21 protein-coding genes are annotated in these 21,831 nt (G+C 66.5%); 5 read left to right on the forward strand and 16 right to left on the reverse strand.

Annotation, left to right across the window (positions count from 1 at the left end; translation table 11 throughout):
* Nucleotides 1-19 precede the first annotated feature (19 nt).
* The 5 genes from AC56LK_RS12625 to AC56LK_RS12645 all read left to right on the forward strand — a co-directional run bounded on the left by AC56LK_RS12625 (nt 20) and on the right by AC56LK_RS12645 (nt 10,629).
* The gene (locus AC56LK_RS12625) at nt 20-1,930 is read left to right on the forward strand and encodes a S9 family peptidase (protein ID WP_497184856.1); all 1,911 of its coding nucleotides are present in this window, start codon (nt 20-22) and stop codon (nt 1,928-1,930) included.
* On the forward strand, nt 1,927-6,048 hold the full coding sequence (locus AC56LK_RS12630) for an SNF2-related protein (RefSeq protein ID WP_497184857.1): 4,122 nt from the start codon (nt 1,927-1,929) through the stop codon (nt 6,046-6,048). Before AC56LK_RS12625 ends, AC56LK_RS12630 begins: the two co-directional genes overlap by 4 nt.
* A gap of 42 nt (nt 6,049-6,090) precedes the next feature.
* On the forward strand, nt 6,091-6,573 hold the full coding sequence (locus AC56LK_RS12635) for a hypothetical protein (RefSeq protein WP_497184858.1): 483 nt from the start codon (nt 6,091-6,093) through the stop codon (nt 6,571-6,573).
* A 129-nt stretch (nt 6,574-6,702) separates the two neighbouring features.
* On the forward strand, nt 6,703-8,604 hold the full coding sequence (locus AC56LK_RS12640; RefSeq protein ID WP_497184859.1) for a DUF885 domain-containing protein: 1,902 nt from the start codon (nt 6,703-6,705) through the stop codon (nt 8,602-8,604).
* 288 nt (nt 8,605-8,892) lie between these two features.
* Entirely contained in the window at nt 8,893-10,629 is a 1,737-nt protein-coding gene (locus tag AC56LK_RS12645; protein WP_497184860.1) for an extracellular catalytic domain type 1 short-chain-length polyhydroxyalkanoate depolymerase, read from the forward strand.
* Between the two features lie 37 nt (nt 10,630-10,666).
* Here the strand turns inward: AC56LK_RS12645 and tatC are convergent, their stop codons facing one another.
* The 16 genes from tatC to AC56LK_RS12725 form a co-directional block, all read right to left on the reverse strand.
* Nucleotides 10,667-11,422: a twin-arginine translocase subunit TatC gene (gene tatC, locus AC56LK_RS12650; RefSeq protein ID WP_497184861.1), complete on the reverse strand. Its 756-nt coding sequence runs from the start codon at nt 11,420-11,422 to the stop codon at nt 10,667-10,669.
* Nucleotides 11,423-11,929, reverse strand: a complete 507-nt coding sequence (gene tatB, locus AC56LK_RS12655) for a Sec-independent protein translocase protein TatB (RefSeq protein WP_497184862.1) — start codon at nt 11,927-11,929, stop codon at nt 11,423-11,425.
* Between the two features lie 9 nt (nt 11,930-11,938).
* A complete protein-coding gene (gene tatA, locus AC56LK_RS12660; protein ID WP_497184863.1) occupies nt 11,939-12,184 on the reverse strand; it encodes a Sec-independent protein translocase subunit TatA in 246 nt (81 codons plus the stop codon).
* A 104-nt stretch (nt 12,185-12,288) separates the two neighbouring features.
* On the reverse strand, nt 12,289-12,663 hold the full coding sequence (locus AC56LK_RS12665; protein WP_497184864.1) for a histidine triad nucleotide-binding protein: 375 nt from the start codon (nt 12,661-12,663) through the stop codon (nt 12,289-12,291).
* 117 nt (nt 12,664-12,780) lie between these two features.
* Complete coding sequence (locus tag AC56LK_RS12670; protein ID WP_497184865.1) at nt 12,781-13,119, reverse strand: phosphoribosyl-ATP diphosphatase; 339 nt, start codon at nt 13,117-13,119, stop codon at nt 12,781-12,783.
* Nucleotides 13,112-13,519 (reverse strand): phosphoribosyl-AMP cyclohydrolase, encoded by a 408-nt coding sequence (gene hisI, locus AC56LK_RS12675; RefSeq protein WP_497184866.1) that lies wholly within the window; start codon nt 13,517-13,519, stop codon nt 13,112-13,114. The genes AC56LK_RS12670 and hisI overlap by 8 nt, the downstream gene beginning before the upstream one ends.
* An 8-nt stretch (nt 13,520-13,527) precedes the next feature.
* Entirely contained in the window at nt 13,528-14,289 is a 762-nt protein-coding gene (gene hisF / locus AC56LK_RS12680; RefSeq protein WP_497184867.1) for an imidazole glycerol phosphate synthase subunit HisF, read from the reverse strand.
* A gap of 5 nt (nt 14,290-14,294) precedes the next feature.
* Nucleotides 14,295-15,071: a 1-(5-phosphoribosyl)-5-[(5-phosphoribosylamino)methylideneamino]imidazole-4-carboxamide isomerase gene (gene hisA, locus AC56LK_RS12685; protein ID WP_497184868.1), complete on the reverse strand. Its 777-nt coding sequence runs from the start codon at nt 15,069-15,071 to the stop codon at nt 14,295-14,297.
* A 43-nt stretch (nt 15,072-15,114) separates the two neighbouring features.
* On the reverse strand, nt 15,115-15,756 hold the full coding sequence (hisH, locus tag AC56LK_RS12690; protein WP_497184869.1) for an imidazole glycerol phosphate synthase subunit HisH: 642 nt from the start codon (nt 15,754-15,756) through the stop codon (nt 15,115-15,117).
* Nucleotides 15,757-15,765: 9 nt separating this feature from the next.
* On the reverse strand, nt 15,766-16,356 hold the full coding sequence (gene hisB / locus AC56LK_RS12695) for an imidazoleglycerol-phosphate dehydratase HisB (protein WP_436103793.1): 591 nt from the start codon (nt 16,354-16,356) through the stop codon (nt 15,766-15,768).
* A gap of 45 nt (nt 16,357-16,401) precedes the next feature.
* A complete protein-coding gene (gene hisC, locus AC56LK_RS12700) occupies nt 16,402-17,490 on the reverse strand; it encodes a histidinol-phosphate transaminase (RefSeq protein WP_497184996.1) in 1,089 nt (362 codons plus the stop codon).
* A gap of 8 nt (nt 17,491-17,498) precedes the next feature.
* Nucleotides 17,499-18,320, reverse strand: coding sequence for a DNA-methyltransferase (locus AC56LK_RS12705; protein ID WP_497184870.1), 822 nt, complete (start codon nt 18,318-18,320; stop codon nt 17,499-17,501).
* Nucleotides 18,317-19,636 (reverse strand): histidinol dehydrogenase, encoded by a 1,320-nt coding sequence (gene hisD, locus AC56LK_RS12710; protein WP_497184871.1) that lies wholly within the window; start codon nt 19,634-19,636, stop codon nt 18,317-18,319. The genes AC56LK_RS12705 and hisD overlap by 4 nt, the downstream gene beginning before the upstream one ends.
* 6 nt (nt 19,637-19,642) lie before the next feature.
* Complete coding sequence (hisG, locus tag AC56LK_RS12715; protein WP_497184872.1) at nt 19,643-20,332, reverse strand: ATP phosphoribosyltransferase; 690 nt, start codon at nt 20,330-20,332, stop codon at nt 19,643-19,645.
* Entirely contained in the window at nt 20,329-21,582 is a 1,254-nt protein-coding gene (murA, locus tag AC56LK_RS12720; RefSeq protein WP_497184873.1) for a UDP-N-acetylglucosamine 1-carboxyvinyltransferase, read from the reverse strand. The genes hisG and murA overlap by 4 nt, the downstream gene beginning before the upstream one ends.
* A gap of 2 nt (nt 21,583-21,584) precedes the next feature.
* Entirely contained in the window at nt 21,585-21,821 is a 237-nt protein-coding gene (locus AC56LK_RS12725) for a BolA family protein (RefSeq protein WP_497184874.1), read from the reverse strand.
* Between the last annotated feature and the right edge of the window lie 10 nt (nt 21,822-21,831).

The raw sequence follows: 21,831 nt of genomic DNA on the forward strand, positions 1-21,831 counted from the left end.
TGACGATGAAAGCACTGCCATGACCAAACAGCAAGCTCCCTGCGGCACCTGGACATCCCCGATCACCGCCTCGGTCGTCGCGGCCGGCGCCACCCCGCTGGCCGCGCTCATGCTCGACGGCGCCAGCCTGTATTGGCTGGAAGGACGGGCCAGCGAGGCGGGGCGCTCGACGCTGGTCGGCAGCAGCGGCGAACTGACGCCGGCGCCGTTCAACGTGCGCAGCAAGGTGCATGAGTACGGCGGCGGGGCCTATGCGGTCGCCGATGGCGTGGCCTGGTTCTCCAACCATGGCGACAGCCGGCTCTACCGGGTCGAGCCCGGCGCCGCACCGGTGCCGCTCACCGCGGACGGCAATGGCCGGCGCTACGCCGATTTCGTGGTCGATGCAGGGCGCCGGCGCCTGCTGAGCGTGTGCGAGGACCACTCGGCAGGCGGCCACTACCCGGAAAACACGATTGCCGCCATCGGCTTCGATGGTGTTGAAACCGTGCTGGTCGACGGCAACGACTTCTATGCGGCGCCGCGCATCTCGCCGGACGGGCGCCACCTGGCCTGGCTGTGCTGGGACCACCCGCGCATGCCCTGGGAAGGCAGCGAGCTGTGGCTGGCTGACATCCAGGACGACGGCAGCCTGGCCAATGGCCGGCTGGTGGCGGGCGGGCCGCAGGAGTCGGTCTGCCAGCCGGAATGGTCGCCGGGCGGCGTGCTGCACTTCGTGTCCGACCGCAGCGGCTGGTGGAACCTGTACCGCTTCGAACATGGCGTGGTCCAGCCGCTGTGCCCGCGCGAGGCGGAATTCGGCGGGCCCCTGTGGACCTTCGGCGGCTCGCTGTACGGCTTCCGCTCGGAAGACGAGATCGTCTGCGCCTACGTCGAGGGCGGCGTCAGCAAACTGGCGCGCCTGCGCGGCGGCGTCCTGACCGAAGCCGCGACGCCCTATGAAGAGATCCGCGAACTGCGCGTGAATGCGCATACGGTGGCGCTGCTGGGCGGTGCGCCGACGCTGGCGCTCGAACTCGCGCGCGTCGACCTCGAGGGTGGGGCACATGAAGTGCTGGCGCGTTCGATCGCCCAGTTGCCGCCCACGGGCTACCTGTCGGTTCCGCAGTCGATCAACTACCCGAGCGCGAACGGCCGCACCGCCTACGCCTTCCACTATCCGCCGACCAATGCCGATTTCGCCCCGCAAGACGGCGAACTGCCGCCCCTGATCGTCATCGGCCATGGCGGCCCGACAGGCATGGCGGCCAGCACCCTGAAGCTGGCGACCCAGTTCTGGACCAGCCGCGGCTTCGCCGTGCTGGACGTGAACTATGGCGGCAGCACCGGCTTCGGCCGCGCCTACCGCGACCTGCTCAAGGGCCAGTGGGGCGTGGTCGACGTCGAGGACTGCGTGGCCGGCGCGCGCCACCTGGCGCAGCAGGGGCTGGCTGATCCCGAACGCCTGCTGGTGCGCGGCAGCAGCGCCGGCGGCCTGACGACCCTGTGCGCCCTCGCCTTCCACGATGTGTTCAAGGCCGGCGCCTGCTACTACGGGGTGTCCGACCTGGCCGGGCTGGACGCGGACTCGCACAAGTTCGAGTCGCACTACAACCAGTACCTGATCGCGCCGCCCGAGCAGGCCGAGCGGGTCTACCGCGAGCGCTCGCCGATCCACCACACCGACAAGCTGAAGCGGCCGATGATCTTCTTCCAGGGCCTGGATGACATGGTGGTGCCACCCCAGCAGTCCGAGACGATGGTCGAGGCGCTGCGCGCGCGCCAGGTAGCGGTGGCCTACCTCACCCTGGAGGGCGAAGGTCACGGTTTCCGCAAGGCCGAGAGCGTGGTGAAGACGCTGGAAGCGGAGCTGGTGTTCTACCTGCGCGTGTTCGGCATTCCCGTGCCCGAAGGACTGCCGGCGGTGGAGATCGAGAACCTGCCTGCATGAGTGTTTCCCAACTCGACACCGGCGAACAGGCGATCCTGTCCCTGCTGGCCCTGACCGGCGAGCCGATGGGCCGCCAGCGCATCCTCGAACACCTGATGGCGGCCGGCCTGCCACTCCCCCCCGAGCAGTGGGCGGCCGAGCTGGCGCGCCTGCGCGAGGCCGGCCTCGTCAACGACGTCGTCGGACGGGGTTTCACGATTGCGCCTGCCGCCGCCTGGCCCGCGCTCGCGCTGGCGCTGGTGAACGGCACATTCGACGCCCTGCGCAGCGCCTATGAACAGGTCACGCCGCTGCGCCGCGACTGGCAGGGCACGCCCGTGCTGCGCAGCTACCGCCAGGGACTGGCCCTGCTGCGCATGGCGCTGCTGGCAGGCGAAACCGGGTCCACCGTCACGCCGCTGCTGGCGGCCTGCCTGCGCTGCCATGAAGCCTCCTACCTGCACCCGCTGGTCGAGGTCTGCGCCCGCCCCTTCGATCCGGCCCTGCTGGAGCGTATCGACCCATCGCTGCGCGACGGCGTGCTGGCGGTGCTGGTCCAGCATGCGCAGCGCGAACCCGGGCTGGCGCCCGTGATCCGCGCCGCCGCCGAACGCCACGCGGCCCAGGGCGATCCCTCGATCGCGCTGCGCATCGCGCTCGGCGAACACTTGATCTTGTGCGGGCGCCTGGACGATGCCTCGGTCCTGCTGCTTGATGTCGACGATGCCGCCGGGCTGTTCCTGCGCAGCGTGATTGCCTTGCTGCGCGACGACGTCGATATCGCCCTGCCCGGTGTCGAACAGGCGCTCAAGCAGCTGCGCCGCGAGACCGGCAAGCGCAAGGCCATCTTCGACGGCATCGGCGCACACCTTTACCTCGCCGCCCTCCTGCGCAGCAACCAGCCCGCACACCTGAAGCTGGCCGATGCCTGGCTCGACATCGCCACCCGCGCGGTGCAGCGTCCCGAGACCGCCGTGGTCTTCCAGCTCAGCATGCTGCAGGAGATCCGGCGCGGCACGGTGGACGCCGCGGTGCTGGCCTCGCGCAGCTGGGAAATGGCGCTCGAGCCCTTCACCTTCCGCGCGCTGATGCACCACTGGCTCGGCCTGCCGCAACTGCAGGGCAAGCGCAAGGACATCGAGGACATGCTGGCGCAGTCCGAAGGCGCCGGCTTCGACCTGCTGTCGGCCCAGTTGGCCAGCCTGCTGGGCCAGATCGGCGGCGCCGGCGCCGTCAGCATGGAACAGCGCGCCGGCGAACTGCGCAGGGCGCAGCGCTTCACCGACCTGACCCACTGGTTCGAGCGCGAGGAGCCCTGGGAACGCCAGCTCAACGCCCTCATCAACCTGCAGCCGGCCCTGAACGCCGAAGTGGTGCGCGAGTCGCGCCTGGTGTGGATGATCCGCTACGACGAGCACATGGGCGTGCGCGAGCTGGAACCGCGCGAACAGAAGCGCGATGCCCAAGGCGGCTGGAGCCGCGGCCGCGCCATCGGCCTCAAACGCCTGGCCGAAGACGCCCGCGAACTCGATTTCCTCACCGCCCAGGACGTGCAGGCCGCCGCCAGCATCGCCGGGCGGCGCTACTACGGCAGCACCGGCATCCGTTTCGAGTTCGAGCTGGACAAGGCGGTGGCCGCGCTGGTCGGCCACCCGCTGCTGTTCTGGATGGACTCGCCCGGCACGCGGGTGGAACTGCTGCCGGGCGAGCCGGAGCTGCACGTCAAGGCGCGCGGCGGCAAGGTCACGATCTCGCTGCGCCCGGCGCCGGGCGAGCAGGACGGCGAGGTCATCGTCACCCGCGAAACGCCGACCCGCCTGCGCCTGGTGCGCATCGGGGAGGAACACCGCCGCATCGCCGCCATCGTCGGCGCGGGCCTGGAAGTGCCGCTTGATGCCGAGCGCCGCGTGCTGCGCGCGATCAGCGCGATCTCCTCGATCGTGACGGTGCAGTCGGACATCGGCGCCAGCCCGGGCGACATCGAGCAGGTGGCGGCCGACCCGCGCCTGCACCTGCATCTGCGTCCCTACCAGCAGGGCCTGAGCATGCAGGTGCAGGTGCGCCCGCTCGACAACGGCGCCTACTATGCGCCCGGCACCGGCGCCGAAAGCGTGATCGCCGATGTGAACGGCGTGCGCACGGAAGCCCGGCGCGACCTGAACGCGGAGCGCGACGCCGAGCGCCAGCTGGTCGGCGCCTGCCATGCGCTCGAACACGGTGAATTCGAGCACGGCGAGTGGCTGCTGGGCCAGCCCCTGCTGTGCCTGGAGCTGGTGGAGGAGCTGCGCGGCCTCGACCCGGCCAAGGTGGTGGTGGCCTGGCCGGAAGGCGAGAAATTCCGCGTGACGAAACGCGCGACCTCCAAATCGGTGCGCATCCAGATCCGGCGCGAGCGCGACTGGTTCGCGGCCAACGGCGACATTGTCGTCGACGAGCAGCGCGTGCTCGACCTGCGTACGCTGCTGGAGCGCGTGCGCGAAGCGAAAAGCCGCTTCGTCGCACTGGGCGACAACGAATACCTGGCCCTGAGCGACGAGCTGCACCGGCGTCTGATGGAGCTGGCCGACTACGGCAGCATGCACGGCGACGAGCTGCGCATGCACCCGCTGGCGAGTTTTTCGCTGGCCGAGCTGGCGCACGATGCCGGCGAAGTAGCCGGCGACGACGCCTGGCGCCGGCATCTGAGACGCATCGCGGACAGCGAAGCCTTCACGCCGGCGCTGCCTTCCACCCTGCAGGCCGAGCTGCGCGACTACCAGCGCGAAGGCTTCGAATGGCTGGGACGCCTCGCGCATTGGGGCGTGGGCGCCTGCCTGGCCGACGACATGGGCCTGGGTAAAACGCTGCAGGCGCTCGCCCTGCTGCTCACACGCGCCCCCGACGGCCCGGCGCTAGTCATCGCGCCGACTTCGGTCTGCCTGAACTGGATCGCCGAAGCCCAGCGCTTCGCGCCGACCCTGAACCTGAAGCTGTTCGGACCGGGCGACCGCGCCACCATGCTGGAAGAAGCCGGCCCCTTCGACGTGGTGGTGGCGAGCTACGGCCTGCTGCAGCAGGAAGCGCCGCTGTTCGCAAAGCGGACATGGCACAGCATCGTGCTGGACGAGGCCCAGGCCATCAAGAACATGCACACCAAGCGCTCGCAGGCCGTGATGGCGCTGCAGGGGAACTTCCGCATGGCGGCCACCGGCACGCCGCTGGAAAACCACCTGGGCGAGCTGTGGAACCTGTTCAGGTTCATCAATCCCGGCCTGCTGGGCAGCGCCGACCAGTTCCAGCTGCGCTTTGCCGGCCCCATCGAGAAAGCACAGGACAAGCGCGCCGAACTCGGTGCGCGTACGCGCCTGCGCCGGCTGACGCAGCCCTTCATCCTGCGCCGCACCAAGGCGCAGGTGCTGACCGAGCTGCCGCCGCGCACCGAGATCGTGGTGCCGGTCGAGCTGACCCAGGAAGAGAGCGCGCTGTACGAATCGCTGCGCCGCGATGCGCTCGACAAGCTGGCCGCTCTGGAAGCGCCGGAGAGCCAGAAGTCGATCGAGATCCTGGCCGAGATGATGCGGTTGCGCCGCGCCGTCTGCAATCCGGAACTGGTGGCGCCCGGCGCCGGCATCGCCAGCAGCAAGCTGATCGCCTTCGCGCGCCTGGTCGACGGCTTGCTGGAAAACCGCCACAAGGTGCTGGTGTTCAGCCAGTTCGTCGACCACCTCAGCCTGATTCGCAAATACCTCGACGGCAAGCACATCCCCTACCAATACCTCGACGGCGCGACCCCGATGCAGGAACGGAAGCGCCGCGTGGATGCCTTCCAGGCCGGCGAGGGCGAGCTGTTCCTCATCAGCCTGAAGGCGGGCGGCGTGGGCATCAACCTGACCGCGGCCGACTACGTGATCCACATGGATCCGTGGTGGAATCCGGCGGTGGAAGACCAGGCTTCGGACCGCGCCCACCGCATGGGCCAGCAGCGGCCTGTGACGATCTATCGCCTGGTGGCGCGCGGCACCATCGAGGAAGGCATCGTCGAACTGCACCACCGCAAGCGCGACCTGGCGGACAGCCTGCTGGAAGGAACGGAGATTGCGGCGCGCATGTCGCCGGGCGAGATGCTGGCGATGCTGAAGCAGGGCCTTGGCGCTGCATGACATTCATGTGATCATGCCACTTTTATGGATGAGTAAAGACACATGCAACTGGACAAAGCGGCAACGGCGTCGCAGGCCCGTATCATCGGCATCAAATCCTGGACGGCGTATGCGGGCGTCCTGGCGCTGGCGCTGCTGCTGTTCTTCGTCGCGCTGCCTGCCGCCTTCCTGTGGAACGAGATCGCCGCCGCCGCGGTGCTGGCCGGATCGGCCCTGCTGGTCGCCTACCAGTTCCTGCAGGTACGCAGCGTGCAGCTGTACTACGACGACGTCGGCGTCTGGGTGGTCTCGGGCATCCTGCCGTGGAAGCGCGGCGTATCCGGCGTGAAGTGGCGCGACATGGACGAGGCGAGTTACGTCAACGGCTTCGTCAGCTGGGTGACGCGCTCGTACACGGTGCGCATCGGCCACCGCTTCACCCGGGACAGCGAGATCGTCCTGCACCACATCGCGCATGGCCGCAAGGCTGTCGAGACCATCAACGCCATGCACCAGCAGATGCTGCGCTCGGGCGCCGTCGATTAAGTATGGGCTAAGTGTCCGAATGTTTCAGGCCGCCGCAAGCGGGCTGAATGGTGCTACTCTTCCGTGGTTCCGCCTTGCGCATGCCGCGCGGGCGAGCGCCGACCTTTATATTTGCAGGGTTCGAACAGAATGATGAAAACGAAGATCGCGCTGGCAGTGCTGCTGGCGAGTTTCGCGCTGGCGCCCGCCAGCGCCACGCCGGGCAAGCCCGCCAAGGGCAAGGCGAAAGCCACGAAAGTGGTCAAATCGAAAACGAAGAAGGTCAAGGCGCCGGTCAAGAAGCTTGAAAAGAAAGCTGCTGCCGCTACTGCCGCCACGGCCGTTGCTGCCACCGCAGTCGCTGCGGCACCGGTCGCGAACCCCAACGAGAAACGCCTCGACCGCCGTTTCGACTCGATGAGCATGCAGTACCTGACCGCGCTGTGGCGCGTCGACCCGGAAGGCGGCATCTACGTCGGCAAGTTCGACCAGGCCGCCAACCTGACCATCCCGGATGCCGCCACCCGCGCGAAAAAGCTGGCCTTCGCCAACGAGTGGCTCGACAAGTTCAGCAAGCTCGATACCCGCCAGCTGTCGGCGCGCCAGCGTACCGACCTGGCCCTGCTGGTGAACAAGCTGGAGAAGGAGCGCTGGCAGCTCACCACCTGGCGCGAGTACGAGTGGAACCCGTCGATGTACAACATCGCCCAGCCGCTCGACCTGATCCTGAATACCGAATACGCGGCCAAGCCGCAGCGTCTGCGCACCATCCTCAAGCGCCTGGCCACCGTGCCGGCCTACTACGAGGCGGCGCAGGCCTCGATCGTCAACCCGACCCGCGAGCACACCCAGCTCGCCATCGCACAGGCGCCGGGCACCATCGCGGTGCTGGCCGACCTGGGCAAGGCGGCGCAGGAATCGATCCTGAATACGCAGGAAAAAGCGATCTTTGCACAGCGCATCGCCAACGCCGGCAGCGCGGTGCTGGCCTATGTCGACTTCCTGAGCGCGCTCGACAAGAATGCAGTGAAGCCACGCCCCTTCCGCGCCGGCAAGGACCTGTATGAGCAGAAGTTCGCGCTCGAGATCCAGTCGTCCAGCAGCGCCGAACAGACCTTCCGCAAGGCCCTGGCCACGCGCGAAGAGCTGCTCACCCGCATGGACACGATCTCGGACGAACTGTGGCCGCGCTACATGGAAGGCAGGGCCAAGCCGCGCGACCGCTTCCAGAAGATCGGCATGATGATCGACAAGCTCTCGAGCCGCCACGTCTCGCGCGAGAACTTCCTGCCCGAGATCCGCCGCCAGATCCCGGCCCTGCACAAGTTCGTCACCGAGCGCAAGCTGCTCACCCTCGACGCCGACAAGCCGCTGGAGGTGCGCGAGACCCCGATGTACCAGCGCGGCGTGGCCGGCGCCAGCATCGACGCACCCGGCCCCTACCGTCCGAAGGACAAGACGTACTACAACGTCACCCCGCTCGACGGCCTGAGCCCGGAACAGGCCGAGAGCAGCCTGCGCGAGTACAACGAGTGGATCCTGCAGATCCTGAACATCCACGAAGCGATTCCTGGCCATTACGCGCAGCTGGTGTACGCGAACCGTTCGCCCTCGCTGGTGAAATCGCTGTTCGGGAACGGCGCCATGGTCGAGGGCTGGGCGGTGTACGGCGAGCGCATGATGCTGGAAGCCGGCTATGGCGACAACGCGCCCGAGATGTGGCTGATGTACTCGAAGTGGAACCTGCGCAGCGTGACCAACACCATCCTCGACTACAGCGTCCACGTGCTCGGCATGGGCCAGCAGGAGGCGATCGACCTGCTGGTGCGCCAGGCCTTCCAGACCCGCCAGGAAGCCGACGAGAAGTGGCGCCGGGTGACGCTTACCTCGGTGCAGCTGACCAGCTACTACAGCGGCTACGAGCAGATCATGGAATTGCGCGAGCGCCGCAAACAGCAGCTGGGCGAACGCTTCGACCTGAAGGAATTCCACGACCAGTTCCTCAGCTACGGCAATGCGCCGGTGAAGATGATTTCGGAACTCATGCAGTGACAATGTGTTGATGTTGCACAGGCAATCGCCTGTGCAAAAGCGCACAAGCGGCGTGCTCGCGCGCTCGCTTGTGCGCAATATCTCTAAAGCTAGAATGGACGTCTCATAAAGATAAGCCGGAGACATCCATGACTTCCCTTCCCGCACCGGCGTCCTAGCGACGCGCTCCGCCAGTTTTTCCTCTCGTTTCACCTGTTCCACCGATTCCCGGTTGCGGCATCGGCGTGGCCCTGTCACGTCCCTGCCCGACCGGTCCCGCAGTGCCGACAAACAGAACGGAGACTTTCAATGGCATGCAAACTCACACGGGCCGCGTTCGCCGCCTGCCTGGCCCTGGCCGCAGCGGCGCCGGCATCCGCGCAACTCCAGGCCGGACCCGGCACCTGGAGCGCCAACCAGACCTGGGCCACCGACACGGTCAACGGCGGCGCCCTCACCGGCTACTACTACTGGCCCGCGACCGCGCCTGCGCTTGACGGCAAGCGCGCGCTGGTGCTGGTGCTGCACGGCTGCGCGCAGACCGCGGCGAATGACGTGATCGCAGGGACCAGCGACGCCGGCTACAACTGGAAGGCGGCCGCCGACCAGTACGGCGCCGTGATCCTGGCACCGAACGCCACCGGCAACCTGTACGGCGCCCACTGCTGGGACTGGGCCGCCACCAACCGCAGCCGCAGCTACGGCCACAACGCGGTGCTGCTCGACCTGGTCAACCGCTTCGTCAGCAACCCGCAGTATGCGATCGACCCCAGGCAGATCTACGTCACGGGCCTGTCTTCGGGCGGCGCCAAGACCATGGTGATGGGCTGCGTGGCGCCCGACGTCTTCGCCGGCATCGGCATCAACGCAGGGCCGGCGCCGACCGTGTCGACTTCGCAGATCTCGACGGTCCCCTCCGGCACCACGTCCAGCAGCGTGGCCGGCAGCTGCACCAGCTGGGCCGGTACCAACACCAGCCACTTCTCGACCCAGGTCGCCGGCGTCATCTGGGGCACCAACGACTACACCGTGGCGCAGGCCTATGGCCCGCTCAACGCGGCGGCGATGCGCCAGGTCTACGGCGGCACGTATACGAAAGGTGCGGCGGTCACAGTGCCGACCGGCGGCAGCAACGTGCCCTACACCGACAGCAACGGGAACACGCGGACCTCGGAAATCGTGGTCACGGGCATGGGCCACGCCTGGCCGGCCGGCACCGGTGGCCAGAACAGCAACTATGTCGATGCCACCAAGGTCAACTACCCGGCCTTCGTGATGGATTTCTGGTTTAAGAACAACCTGCGGGTGGCGCGCGCGGCGCCTCCAAGCATGACGTCGTGCAGCGCCAGCGTGTCCGGTTCGACGGTCACGGTCAACGGCGCCGCCACCGACGCCGGCGGCGCGATCAGCAGCTACCGCGTGGTGCTGAACGGCCCGACCCCGGTGGACGACAGCGCTGCCGGCAGCGGCGCCGGCTTCAGCAAGGCCTATGCGGCGCGCGCGGACGGTTATTACTCCGGCACGGTCACGGCGACCAACAGCGGCACCGGCCTGACCTCGAGCGCCTGCAGCATCGCGCAATTCCTGGTCGGCTCGGCGCCGGCCCTGCAGCCGCCCGCCGGCCTGGCGGTCGGCGCACGCACGGCGGACAGCATCGCGCTGTCCTGGAATGCGTCGAGCGGCGCTACCGGCTATAACCTCTATCGCAATGGCGCCAGGGTGAACGGCACGCCCTTGAGCAGCACCGGCTACACCGACGGGGGCCTGGCGGCATCGACCAGCTACACCTACCAGGTCTCGGCCACCGGGAACGGCGTGGAGAGTGCGAAGTCGGCCGGCGTCACGGGCACGACGACCTCCGGCTTCGTGTGCACCACGACGACGGCCAGCAACTACGCCCACGTGACGGCCGGGCGGGCGCACAACAGCGGTGGGTACGCGCTGGCCAACGGGTCGAACCAGGACATGGGGTTGAACAATACCTTCTACACCACGACGCTGGCGCAGACTGCGGCGGGGTATTACGTGATCGGGAACTGTCCGTAAGCTTCGATTCTTCAACCAGCGAAGAAGAAATCAGCCTTTACGCGTGCTCTTCGGGAGCACGCGTGACGCGCGCGAAGATCGGCGCCACCAGCAGGCCCAGTTCATATAGCAGGCACATCGGGATGGCCAGCGCCAGCTGGCTGACCACGTCCGGCGGCGTCACGATGGCGGCGATGACGAAGGCGCCGACGATCACGTAGGAGCGGATTTCCTTCAGTTTTTCGATGCTGACGAGTCCCATGCGCACCAGGATCACCACCACCACCGGCACCTCGAAGGTGAAGCCGAAGGCCAGGCACATCGACATGACGAAGTCGAGGTAGTTTTCGATGTCCGGCGTCACCGCGATCGAGGAAGGCGCGAACTCGCCGATGAACTGGAACACGCGCCCGAACACGAAGAAGTAGCAGAAGGCCACGCCGCCGATGAACAGCAGCGAGGACGAGATCACCAGCGGCAGCACCAGGCGCTTCTCGTGCGCGTACAGGCCGGGCGCGATGAAGGCCCACAGCTGGTAGAACACCCAGGGCAGCGCCAGGATGAAGGCCAGCAGCAGTGTCACCTTCATGGGCACGAGGAAAGGCGAGATGACGCCGGTGGCGATCATGGTCGAGCCGGCCGGCAGCGAAGCGACCATCGGCGCGGCCAGCAGGTCGTAGACGTGCGAAGGCCCCGGCCAGATGAACAGGGCCGCGCAGGCGATGGCGATCCCGATCGACGCCTTGACCAGGCGGTCACGCAGTTCGACGAGGTGGGAGATGAAGGTTTCTTCGCCTGCGGCTTCTTCGGTCATTTAGAAAAACGAACTCTTGGATTTGCTGGAGCTTGGGCGGAACTTGCGCACGCGCGCGGCGCCGGAAAGCACATGGGTCTTGCCGCCGTTGCGGTGCTTGTACCAGGCCGGCACGGCCGAGGTGCGCACCAGCTTCTTGCGGCGGAAGTCGCGCGCCTTGCGCTCGATGTCGCTGGTGCTGACGAAGGACGCGGAAGACGATGAGGACGGGGACACGTGCTCCCTGCCGTCCCACAGCGCTTCGACCTCGTCGACGTGGCTGGACATGGACTGCTCGACCTCGGACTTGAACGATTCCGCGCTTTCGTGCACTTCCTTGTGCAGGTTGCGCAGCTCGTCGAGTTCGATCTCGCGGCTGACCTCGGACTTGACGTCGTGCAGGTAGCGCTGGGCACGCCCGTACAGGGTGCCCGCCATGCGCGCCACCTTCGGCAGCTTTTCAGGCCCGATCACGATCAGCGCGACAACGCCGATGATCGCCAGCTTCGACAGTCCGAGATCGATCATGCCCGTCGATTACTGGCGGGTCTTGTCGCGGGCTTCGACGTCGATGGTCGACTTGTCAGCGACCTGCTGCGGTGGCTGGGTGGTCGAGGCATTGGCGTTCGGATTCGCCTTGTCGTCCTCGCCCTTCACGCCATCCTTGAAGCCTTTTACTGCCTTGCCGAGGTCGCCACCGATATTGCCGATCTTTTTGGTGCCGAAAATCAGCATCACAACGACCAGGACAATTACCCAGTGCCAAATACTCATCGAACCCATGTTTGTCTCCTAGCGAGGCGCAATGCGCCCTGTAAATCGGGAAAGCCTATGTTTCAGTATACGCCATGCAGAGCGTCTTGCCCGCATTAAAAGTGTAGTTGCACTCAGGTACCGAGCCCACGCCATGGACGCTTGCCGCCGTACATATGCAGGTGCAGGTGATAGACCTCTTGCCCGCCGTCCGGTCCGGTATTGATCAGGGTCTTGAAGCCGCCGCTGCGTCCGCCATTGCCGTCGCTCTTGGCGGCAACGCCATGCTCTTCTGCAAGCTTTGGCACCAGGGTCAGCATCTTGGCCAGCACGGCGGTGTGCTCGTCGGTGCAGTCGGACAGGGTGGCCACGTGCAGCTTCGGGATCACCAGCAGGTGCACCGGGGCGGCCGGGTTGATGTCCTTGAAGGCCAGCACGTCGTCGTCTTCATAGACGACGTTGGCCGGAATCTGCTTGGCGACGATCTTGCAAAAAATGCAGTTATCCATCTTGTCTCCAGATCTTTGTTACACCATGCATCCTATCGGCGCCCCATGACACCGTTATGACGGCGAACGCTGATTATGACACCGCCTGAAAGCATGGCAAGTGTAAGTGGGCGCTTACTAATCCTTGCGGGCGGCTTTTTCGTCGATGCCGGACAGGCCTTCGCGCCGCGCCAGCTCGTCGATCACCTGCTGCGGCGTCAAGCCGAATTGCGCCAGCAGCACCATCGTGTGGAACCACAGGTCGGCGGTCTCGTACAGTACTTTGGAGGCGTCGCCCGAGATGCGCGCGTCCTTGGCGGCCATCACGGTTTCAGTGGCTTCCTCGCCGATCTTCTTCAGGATGGCGTCGTCGCCCTTGCTGAACAGCTTGGCGACGTAGGAAGTCGCGGGATCGCCGCCGGCTTCCGGCTTGCGCGATTCGATCACGGCCGCAACGCGGGCCAGGATGTCACTCATGGGATGTCTTGTTCGGGGAATAGATGGTGTCGGGGTCCTGCAGCACGGGGTCGACCGCCTGCCAGTCTCCGCCGTCGAGTTTCTGGAAGAAGCAGGAGTGACGCCCGGTGTGGCAGGCGATGCCGCCGGTCTGCGCGATCTTGAGCAGCACGACGTCTTCGTCGCAATCGAGGCGGATCTCCAGCACCTTCTGGGTGTGGCCGGACTCTTCGCCCTTGTGCCACAGCTTTTTGCGCGAACGGCTCCAGTAGACGGCTTCGCCCAGCTCCACCGTCTTGGCGAGCGCGTCGCGGTTCATCCAGGCGAACATCAGGATGTCGCCGCTTGCAGCCTCCTGGGCGATCACCGGCACCAGGCCGTTCTCGTCCCAGCGGACCTTGTTGAGCCATTTGTTCGGCATGGTGTTCGTTACTCGAGACGCATGGGGATGCCACGCTCGGCCATGAAGCGCTTGGCTTCGCCGACCGTGTGCTGCCCGTAGTGGAAGATGCTGGCGGCCAGTACCGCGTCGGCGTGGCCTTGCAGGATGCCGTCGGCCAGGTCTTGCAGGCCGCCCACGCCGCCCGAGGCGATCACGGGGATGCCGACCGCGTCGGACACGGCGCGGGTCAGGCCCAGGTCGAAGCCGGACTTGGTGCCGTCGCGGTCCATCGAGGTCAGCAGCAGCTCGCCGGCGCCCAGGCTTTCCATTTTCTGCGCCCATTCGACGGCGTCGAGGCCGGTGGCGTTGCGGCCGCCGTGGGTGAAGACTTCCCACTTGCCCGGCGCGACCTGCTTGGCGTCGATCGCCACCACGATGCATTGCGAGCCGTGCTTCTGCGAGGCGTCGAACACCAGCTGCGGATTGGTGACGGCCGAGGTGTTCATGGACACCTTGTCGGCGCCGGCATTCAGCAGGCGCCGCACGTCTTCCACCTTGCGCACGCCGCCACCGACGGTGAGCGGGATGAACACGGTGGAGGCCACGGCTTCGATGATCGGCAGGATCAGGTCGCGACCGTCGCTCGAGGCGGTGATGTCGAGGAAGGTGATCTCGTCGGCGCCCTGTCCATCATAGCGGCGCGCGATCTCGACCGGGTCGCCGGCGTCGCGCAGCTCGGTGAAGTTGACGCCCTTGACCACGCGGCCGCCGGTGACATCGAGGCAGGGGATGATGCGTTTTGCGAGCATAAAGCTTAGGCCTGTGCGCCCTCGGTCAGTGCGTCGGCGCGTTCCTGGGCCGATGCCAGGTCGAGCGTGCCTTCGTAGATCGAACGGCCGCAGATCACGCCTTCGATGCCCTCGTCCTGCACCGCGCACAGCGCCTCGACGTCGGCCAGGTTGTGCACGCCGCCCGAGGCGATGATCGGGATGCGCACGGCCTGGGCCAGCTTGACGGTGGCTTCGATGTTCACGCCGGCCATCATGCCGTCGCGGCCGATGTCGGTGTAGACGATTGATTCGACGCCATAGCCTTCGAACTTCTTGGCCAGGTCGATGACTTCGTGGCCCGACATCTTGCTCCAGCCGTCGGTTGCGACCTTGCCGTCCTTGGCGTCCAGGCCGACGATGATCGCGCCCGGGAAGGCGCCGCAGGCGTCGTGCAGGAAGCCCGGATTCTTCACCGCGGCGGTGCCGACGATGATGTAGGTGATGCCGTCGTCCAGGTAGCGCTCGATGGTGTCGAGGTCGCGGATGCCGCCGCCCAGCTGGACCGGGATCTCTTCGATGCCGTTCTCTTCGGCGTAGTCCTGCACCACACTCAGGATGGACTTGATCGCTGCCTCGTTCTTCGGCTTGCCGGCGAAGGCGCCGTTCAGGTCGACCAGGTGCAGCCGGCGCGCGCCCTTCTTGAGCCAGTGCAGCGCCATTTCGGCGGGGTCTTCGGAAAACACGGTGGCGAGGTCCATGTCGCCCTGTTTCAGGCGAACGCAGTGACCGTCTTTCAGGTCGATGGCGGGGATCAGCAGCATGGTCGTTGTCGGTTGGTTGACGTTGGGATTGGCGTGAACGGGTTCACGGGTTCCAGTGGATGAAATTACGGTACAGGCGCAGGCCGGCGGCAGCGCTCTTCTCGGGGTGGAACTGGGTGGCGACGAGGTTGTCGCGCGCGACGGCGCAGGTGTAGTGCCCGCCGTAGTCGGCTTCGCCGATGGTATCGGCCGCCTCGAGGGGTGCGGCGTAGTAGCTGTGTACGAAATAGAAATAACTGCCGTCCTCGACGCCTTCCCAGAGCGGGTGGGCGCGGGTCTGGCGCACGCGGTTCCAGCCCATCTGCGGCACCTTGAAGCGCGAGCCGTCGGCCTGCAGCTTGCCGTCCAGCTGGAAGCGCACCACCTTGCCCGGCAACAGGCCGAGGCCCGGCGTGCCTTCGTTTTCTTCGCTCGCGTCGAACAGCATCTGCTCGCCGACGCACACGCCCATCACCGGGCGGTTCTTCACCGCGCGCAGCAGGGCCTCTTCGGCGCCGGATTCGCGCAGGCTGCGCATGCAGTCGCGCATTGCACCCTGGCCCGGCAGCACGATGCGGTCGGCGGCGTCGATGTCGGCCGGATTGTTCGACACCAGGATGTCGGCCTCCGGCGCGGCGGCGCGCAGCGCCTGCGCCACCGAGCGCAGGTTACCCAGGCCATCGACCACCACAATCTTGTTCGTCATGATGGTCGCTTACAGGCTGCCTTTGGTCGAAGGGATGATGCCGGCGGCGCGCTCGTCCAGCGTCGTCGCCATGCGCAGCGCGCGGCCGAAGGCCTTGAACACGGTCTCGCACTGGTGGTGCGCGTTCACGCCGCGCAGGTTGTCGATGTGCAGGGTCACGCCGGCGTGGTTCACGAAGCCGCGGAAGAATTCGCCCGTCAGGTCGACGTCGAAGGTGCCGATCATGGCGCGCGTCCAGGGGATATGCATTTCCAGGCCGGGACGGCCCGAGAAGTCGATGACCACGCGCGACAGCGCTTCGTCCAGCGGCACGTAGGAGTGGCCGTAGCGCACCATGCCTTTCTTGTCGCCCACAGCCTTGGCCACGGCCATGCCGAGCGTGATGCCGGTGTCCTCGACGGTATGGTGGGCGTCGATGTGCAGGTCGCCGACGGCATCGACCTCGAGGTCGATCATGCCATGGCGCGCGATCTGGTCGAGCATATGGTCGAGGAAGGGGACGCCGGTATTGAGCTTCTGGCGGCCGGTGCCGTCGAGGTTGATCGCGACGCGGATCTGCGTCTCGTTGGTGTTGCGCGTGATTTCGGCGGTGCGGGTCATTGCTAGGTGCTCATCTGGGCGGCTTTCCGAATGGAAGAGCTGCGCTTATAGGGATGCTTTCAGGGCATTCAGGAATGCGGTGTTTTCGTCGGGCGTACTGACGGTGACGCGGATGCAGTTGGTCAGCATCTTGTCCATTTTACCCAAATTCTTAATCAGCACCTTTTCGGCGCGCAGTTCTGAACAGGCCTTGTCCGCATCCGGCACCCGCATCGCGATGAAATTCGCGGCCGACGGAAACACTTCGACCCCCGGCATCTTCGCCAGTTCGGCGGCCAGGCGGCTGCGCTCGGCGTTCAGCAACTCGGCCTGCCGGTCGAGTACGTCGAGGTGGTCGAGCGCGAACTCGGCGGCGACCTGGGTCAGCACGTTGACGTTGTAGGGCGGACGCACCTTCTCGAACTGCTCCAGCAGTTTCGGGTCGCCCGACAGGTAGCCGAGGCGGATGCCGGCCAGGCCCAGCTTGGACAGGGTGCGCATCACGACCAGGTTCGGGAATTCCGGCAGGCGGCCCATGAAGCTCTTCTTCGCGAAGGGCTGGTAGGCCTCGTCCACCACCGCGATGCCGGTCTCGCCCAGCGCGCGGATGATGGCCGTCATGGCCTCGGCGTCGAACAGGTTGCCGGTCGGGTTGTTCGGGTAGGCCAGGAACACCAGGGAAGGTTGGTGCTGCTCGATCGCGGCCAGCATGGCCGGCAGGTCGAGCGAGAAGTCGGCCTTGACCGGCACGCCGACGAAATCCGCACCTGCGAACTGGGCCGAGCGCGAGAACATCACGAAGGCCGGGGTCGGCGCCATGACGACCGCACGCTTGTCTTGGCGCGCGACGGCGGTCGCCATGATCGAGATGAGTTCGTCCGAGCCGTTGCCGAGCAGGACGTCGTAGCCGGAGGGGACACCCAGGCCGGCGCAGATCTTGCCCTTGAGCGTGGCATAGGACGCCACCGGATAGCGGTTCAGCGCGGCATCGGCCAGGCGCTGGCCCAGTTCCGCGCGCAGCGCGTCCGGCAGCTGGTAGGGGTTCTCCATGGCGTCGAGCTTGATGTAGCCGCTCGCATCCGGCACATGGTAGCTGGCGATGTTGCGGACGTCTTCGCGGATGGTGTTCTCGATCAGCTTGTCGATCGCAGTCATGCTCGATGTCATGCGGTTTCCTCGTTCAGGGGGCTGCTCTTCGCCGCAGCCTTGCGTTTTTTACCTGCAACCGGCACCTCGGGCGCGGCCAGGCGCGCGCGGATGATGTCGCAGTAGTCGGGATTCAGTTCGAAGCCGGTGAAATGGCGGCCGGCCTGGCGCGCGGCGATGGCGGTGGTGCCGCTGCCCATGAAGGGGTCGAGCACGATGCCGCCCGCCGGGCAGGACGCCTTGACCATGCGCTCGATGATCTCGAGCGGCTTCTGGGTCGGGTGATCGGCACGTTCCGGATGTTCGCGGTGCAGGCGCGACACGCTCCACACGTCCTTCGGGTTGTAGCCCACTTCCAGCCACTTGGCGCCGATGAAGATCGAGCGCGAGCGCGCCTTCTTGGTCTCGGCGTCGTAAGGGATACGTACGGCGTCCAGGTCGAAATAATAATCCTTGCGGTTCACGAAGAAGCCGATGGTGTCGTGCACCGAGGAGAAGCTGCGCACGCTGCCGCCCATCGAGGGCACGCGGCGGTCCCAGATGATCTCGTTCATCATCGTCATGCGTTTTTTCAGCATCACGAAGATCTCGGGCGCGAAGCGCCAGGTCAGGAAGATGTACAGGCTGCCGTTGGCTTTCAGCTTGGGCAGCGCGGCGTCGATCCAGCGCTCGGTCCAGGCCAGGTACTCCTCGACGCCCTGCTGGTCGGAGGTGTTACCGTAGTCCTTGCCGAGGTTGTAGGGCGGGTCGGTCAGGATCAGGTCGATGGAGCCATCGGGGATGCGCGCCATCCCCGACAGCGCATCCTCGCAGAACACCTGGTCGACCCAGCTGCTCATGATTTGAGTCGAAGCTCGGCGCTGCGGGCGTGCGCCTGCAGTCCTTCGCCGTAGGCCAGTTCGGCCGCCACCTTGCCGAGCGTCTGGGCGCCCTGCTCGCTCACCTGGATGATGGACGAACGCTTCTGGAAGTCGTACACGCCCAGCGGCGACGAGAAGCGCGCGGTGCGCGAAGTCGGCAGCACGTGGTTCGGGCCGCAGCAGTAGTCGCCCAGCGACTCGGACGAGAAGCGGCCGAGGAACATGGCGCCTGCGTGGCGGATTTTATCGGCCCACTGCAGCGGCTCTTCCGCCGAGATCTCGAGGTGCTCGGCCGCGATGGCGTTGGCGATCTCACAGGCTTCGTCCATGTCGCGCACCTTGACCAGGGCGCCGCGGTCGCTCAGCGAGGTCGTGATGGTCGCCGCGCGCGGCATGGTCGGCAGCAGCTTGTGGATGCTCGCTTCCACGCGGGCGATGTAGTCCGCGTCCGGGCACAGCAGGATGGCCTGGGCCAGCTCGTCGTGCTCGGCCTGCGAGAACAGGTCCATCGCCACCCAGTCCGGGTCGGTCGTGCCGTCGCACAGCACTAGGATCTCGGACGGGCCGGCGATCATGTCGATGCCGACCGTGCCGAACACGCGGCGCTTGGCGGCGGCCACATAGGCATTGCCGGGGCCGACGATTTTGTCGACGGCCGGAATCGTTTCGGTACCGTAGGCCAGGGCGCCGACGGCCTGGGCGCCGCCGATGGTGATCACGCGGGTCACGCCGGCGATCGCGGCGGCCGCCAGCACCATCTGGTTTTTCACGCCGCTAGGTGTCGGCACCACCATCACGATTTCCTGCACGCCCGCCACCTGGGCCGGGATCGCGTTCATCAGCACCGAGGACGGATAGGCGGCCTTGCCGCCCGGGACGTAGATGCCGACGCGGTCCAGCGGGGTCACGCGCTGGCCCAGCACGGTGCCGTCAGGCTCGGTAAAGGTAAAACCGTTCAGTTCCTGCTTCTGGCGCTCGTGGAACACGCGGATGCGTTCCGCGGCCGCGCGCAGTGCGGCGCGCTGGGTCTCCGGCAGCGCGGCCAGGGCGGCGTCCAGCTCGGCCTGTCCGATGTCGAAGGCGCCCATCGCGCTGGCGCCGCCGTTCGGGATGCGGTCGAACTTGTTCGTGTATTCGAGCACGGCAGCATCACCGCGATGCTTCACGTCCGCCAGGATCTTCGCGACCGCCGATTCGATGGCGTCGTCGGTCTCGGCCTCGAAGGCCAGCAGCGCGTCGAGCGTCTGCCTGAAGTCGGGTGCGGTGGAGTCGAGCCTGCGGATCTGTACTGCCATGTTGCTTCAGCCTTGTTGTGAGGATGGGGACGCCTCAGTCGCCCGTTGGAAGGCGTCGAGGATGGGTTGCAGGCGCTCGCGCTTGAGCTTGAGCGCGGCCTGGTTCACCACGAGGCGCGAGGAGATGTCCATGATCTTTTCGACTTCGACCAGGTTGTTGGCACGCAGGGTGCCGCCGGTCGAGACCACGTCGACGATGGCATCGGACAGGCCGACCAGGGGCGCCAGTTCCATCGAGCCGTACAGCTTGATCAGGTCGACGTGCACGCCCTTGCTCGCGAAATGCTCGCGCGCGGTGTTGACGAACTTGGTCGCCACGCGCAGGCGCGCGCCCTGGCGCACCGCGGTCTCGTAGTCGAAGCCGGCGTTCACCGCCACCGACATGCGGCAGCAGGCGATGCGCAGGTCGATCGGCTGGTACAGGCCTTCGCCGCCGTGCTCGAGCAACACGTCCTTGCCGGCCACGCCGAAGTCGGCGGCGCCGTGCTGGACGTAGGTCGGCACGTCGCTGGCGCGCACGATCAGCACGCGCACGCCCGGGTCGTTGGTCGGCAGGATCAGCTTGCGCGAGGTTTCCGGATTCTCGGTGACGGTGATGCCCGCCGCCGCCAAGAGCGGCAGGGTGTCCTCGAAGATCCGGCCCTTGGACAGGGCCAGGATCAGGCCGGGCCCGCCGTTTTTACCGATCTCGCTCATTTGATGCGCACGATATCCGCGCCCACGGCCGACAGCTTCACTTCCATGCGGTCGTAGCCGCGGTCGAGGTGGTAGATGCGGTCGATCAGGGTCGTGCCTTCGGCCGCCATGCCGGCGATTACCAGCGAGGCCGAGGCGCGCAGGTCGGTCGCCATCACCGGCGCGCCGACCAGGCGGTCCACGCCCTTGATGAAGGCGGTATTGCCCTCGGTGGAGATGTGGGCGCCAAGGCGGTTCATCTCCTGCACGTGCATGAAGCGGTTTTCGAAGATGGTCTCGGTGACCTTGCTCGGGCCCGAGGCCAGGATGTTCACGGCCATGAACTGGGCCTGCATGTCGGTCGGGAAGCCCGGGTATTCCGTGGTGCGGAACGAGACCGGGTTCGGGCGGCCGTCCATGCGGGCGCGGATGGTGTTCGTGCCCACGTCGAGCTGCAGGCCGATCTCGCGCAGCTTGTCGAGCGCCACGTCGAAGATGTCGGTGCGGGTATTGGTCAGGACGATGTCGCCGCCGGTGGCCGCCACCGCGCACAGGAAGGTCGCGGCTTCGATGCGATCCGAGATCACCGCGTGCTGCGCGCCGTGCAGGGCGTCGACCCCCTGGATCACCAGGCGGTCGGTGCCGATGCCCTCGATCTTCGCGCCCATGGCCACCAGCAGGTTGGCCAGGTCGGTCACTTCCGGCTCGCGCGCGGCGTTCTCCAGCACGGTCTCGCCTTCGGCCAGCGTTGCCGCCATCAGCAGGTTCTCGGTGCCGGTGACGGTGATCATGTCTGTATGGATGCGCGCGCCCTTCAGCTTGCCGTTGGTCTTGGCATAGATGTAGCCGCCTTCGATCGTGATCTCGGCGCCCATCTGGCGCAGGCCCTTGATGTGCTGGTCGACGGGACGCGAACCGATCGCGCAGCCGCCCGGCAGCGAGACCTTGGCCTGGCCGAAGCGCGCCAGCAGCGGTCCCAGTACCAGGATCGAGGCGCGCATGGTCTTGACCAGCTCATACGGCGCTTCCAGCGAGGTGATGTTGGCGCCGTTGAGCGTCACGCGCTCGTCGTCCTGGGTGACCTTGAGGCCGGTCTGGGCGAGCAGCTTGAGGATGGTGCGCACGTCATGCAGGCGCGGCACGTTCGACAGTTCGACGTCGCCCGCGGTGAGCAGGCCGGCGCACAGGATGGGCAGCGCGGCGTTCTTGGCGCCCGACACCGAAATCTCGCCATTCAGGCGCTTGCCGCCAACGATCTGGAGCTTGTCCATAATTATCCTTGGTACTCTTCAGGAGTGAGGGTTTTCATCGACAGCGCGTGGATCTCTTCGCGCATGCGGTCGCCGAGCGCGGCGTACACCAGCTGGTGGCGCTGGATCGGACGCTTGCCGGCAAAGGCCGGCGACACGATGACCGCAGTGAAATGCTGGCCGTCGCCTTCCACCTGCAGGTGGGTGCATTCGAGGCCGGCGCTGATGTAGCTGTGGATCAGTTCAGGTGTGGTCGACACGGGTAACTCC

The sequence above is a fragment of the Telluria sp. ZB4P36 genome (genome assembly GCF_059685865.1).

Excerpts from the sequence above, each read along its gene's own strand:
- AC56LK_RS12625 (WP_497184856.1), top strand. The coding sequence starts at position 20 with ATGACCAAACAGCAAGCTCCCTGCGGCACCTGGACATCCCCGATCACC.
- AC56LK_RS12630 (WP_497184857.1), top strand. The coding sequence starts at position 1,927 with ATGAGTGTTTCCCAACTCGACACCGGCGAACAGGCGATCCTGTCCCTG.
- AC56LK_RS12635 (WP_497184858.1), top strand. The coding sequence starts at position 6,091 with ATGCAACTGGACAAAGCGGCAACGGCGTCGCAGGCCCGTATCATCGGC.
- AC56LK_RS12640 (WP_497184859.1), top strand. The coding sequence starts at position 6,703 with ATGATGAAAACGAAGATCGCGCTGGCAGTGCTGCTGGCGAGTTTCGCG.
- AC56LK_RS12645 (WP_497184860.1), top strand. The coding sequence starts at position 8,893 with ATGGCATGCAAACTCACACGGGCCGCGTTCGCCGCCTGCCTGGCCCTG.
- tatC (WP_497184861.1), bottom strand. The coding sequence starts at position 11,422 with ATGACCGAAGAAGCCGCAGGCGAAGAAACCTTCATCTCCCACCTCGTC.
- tatB (WP_497184862.1), bottom strand. The coding sequence starts at position 11,929 with ATGATCGATCTCGGACTGTCGAAGCTGGCGATCATCGGCGTTGTCGCG.
- tatA (WP_497184863.1), bottom strand. The coding sequence starts at position 12,184 with ATGGGTTCGATGAGTATTTGGCACTGGGTAATTGTCCTGGTCGTTGTG.
- AC56LK_RS12665 (WP_497184864.1), bottom strand. The coding sequence starts at position 12,663 with ATGGATAACTGCATTTTTTGCAAGATCGTCGCCAAGCAGATTCCGGCC.
- AC56LK_RS12670 (WP_497184865.1), bottom strand. The coding sequence starts at position 13,119 with ATGAGTGACATCCTGGCCCGCGTTGCGGCCGTGATCGAATCGCGCAAG.
- hisI (WP_497184866.1), bottom strand. The coding sequence starts at position 13,519 with ATGCCGAACAAATGGCTCAACAAGGTCCGCTGGGACGAGAACGGCCTG.
- hisF (WP_497184867.1), bottom strand. The coding sequence starts at position 14,289 with ATGCTCGCAAAACGCATCATCCCCTGCCTCGATGTCACCGGCGGCCGC.
- hisA (WP_497184868.1), bottom strand. The coding sequence starts at position 15,071 with ATGCTGCTGATCCCCGCCATCGACCTGAAAGACGGTCACTGCGTTCGC.
- hisH (WP_497184869.1), bottom strand. The coding sequence starts at position 15,756 with ATGACGAACAAGATTGTGGTGGTCGATGGCCTGGGTAACCTGCGCTCG.
- hisB (WP_436103793.1), bottom strand. The coding sequence starts at position 16,356 with ATGACCCGCACCGCCGAAATCACGCGCAACACCAACGAGACGCAGATC.
- hisC (WP_497184996.1), bottom strand. The coding sequence starts at position 17,490 with ATGACTGCGATCGACAAGCTGATCGAGAACACCATCCGCGAAGACGTC.
- AC56LK_RS12705 (WP_497184870.1), bottom strand. The coding sequence starts at position 18,320 with ATGAGCAGCTGGGTCGACCAGGTGTTCTGCGAGGATGCGCTGTCGGGG.
- hisD (WP_497184871.1), bottom strand. The coding sequence starts at position 19,636 with ATGGCAGTACAGATCCGCAGGCTCGACTCCACCGCACCCGACTTCAGG.
- hisG (WP_497184872.1), bottom strand. The coding sequence starts at position 20,332 with ATGAGCGAGATCGGTAAAAACGGCGGGCCCGGCCTGATCCTGGCCCTG.
- murA (WP_497184873.1), bottom strand. The coding sequence starts at position 21,582 with ATGGACAAGCTCCAGATCGTTGGCGGCAAGCGCCTGAATGGCGAGATT.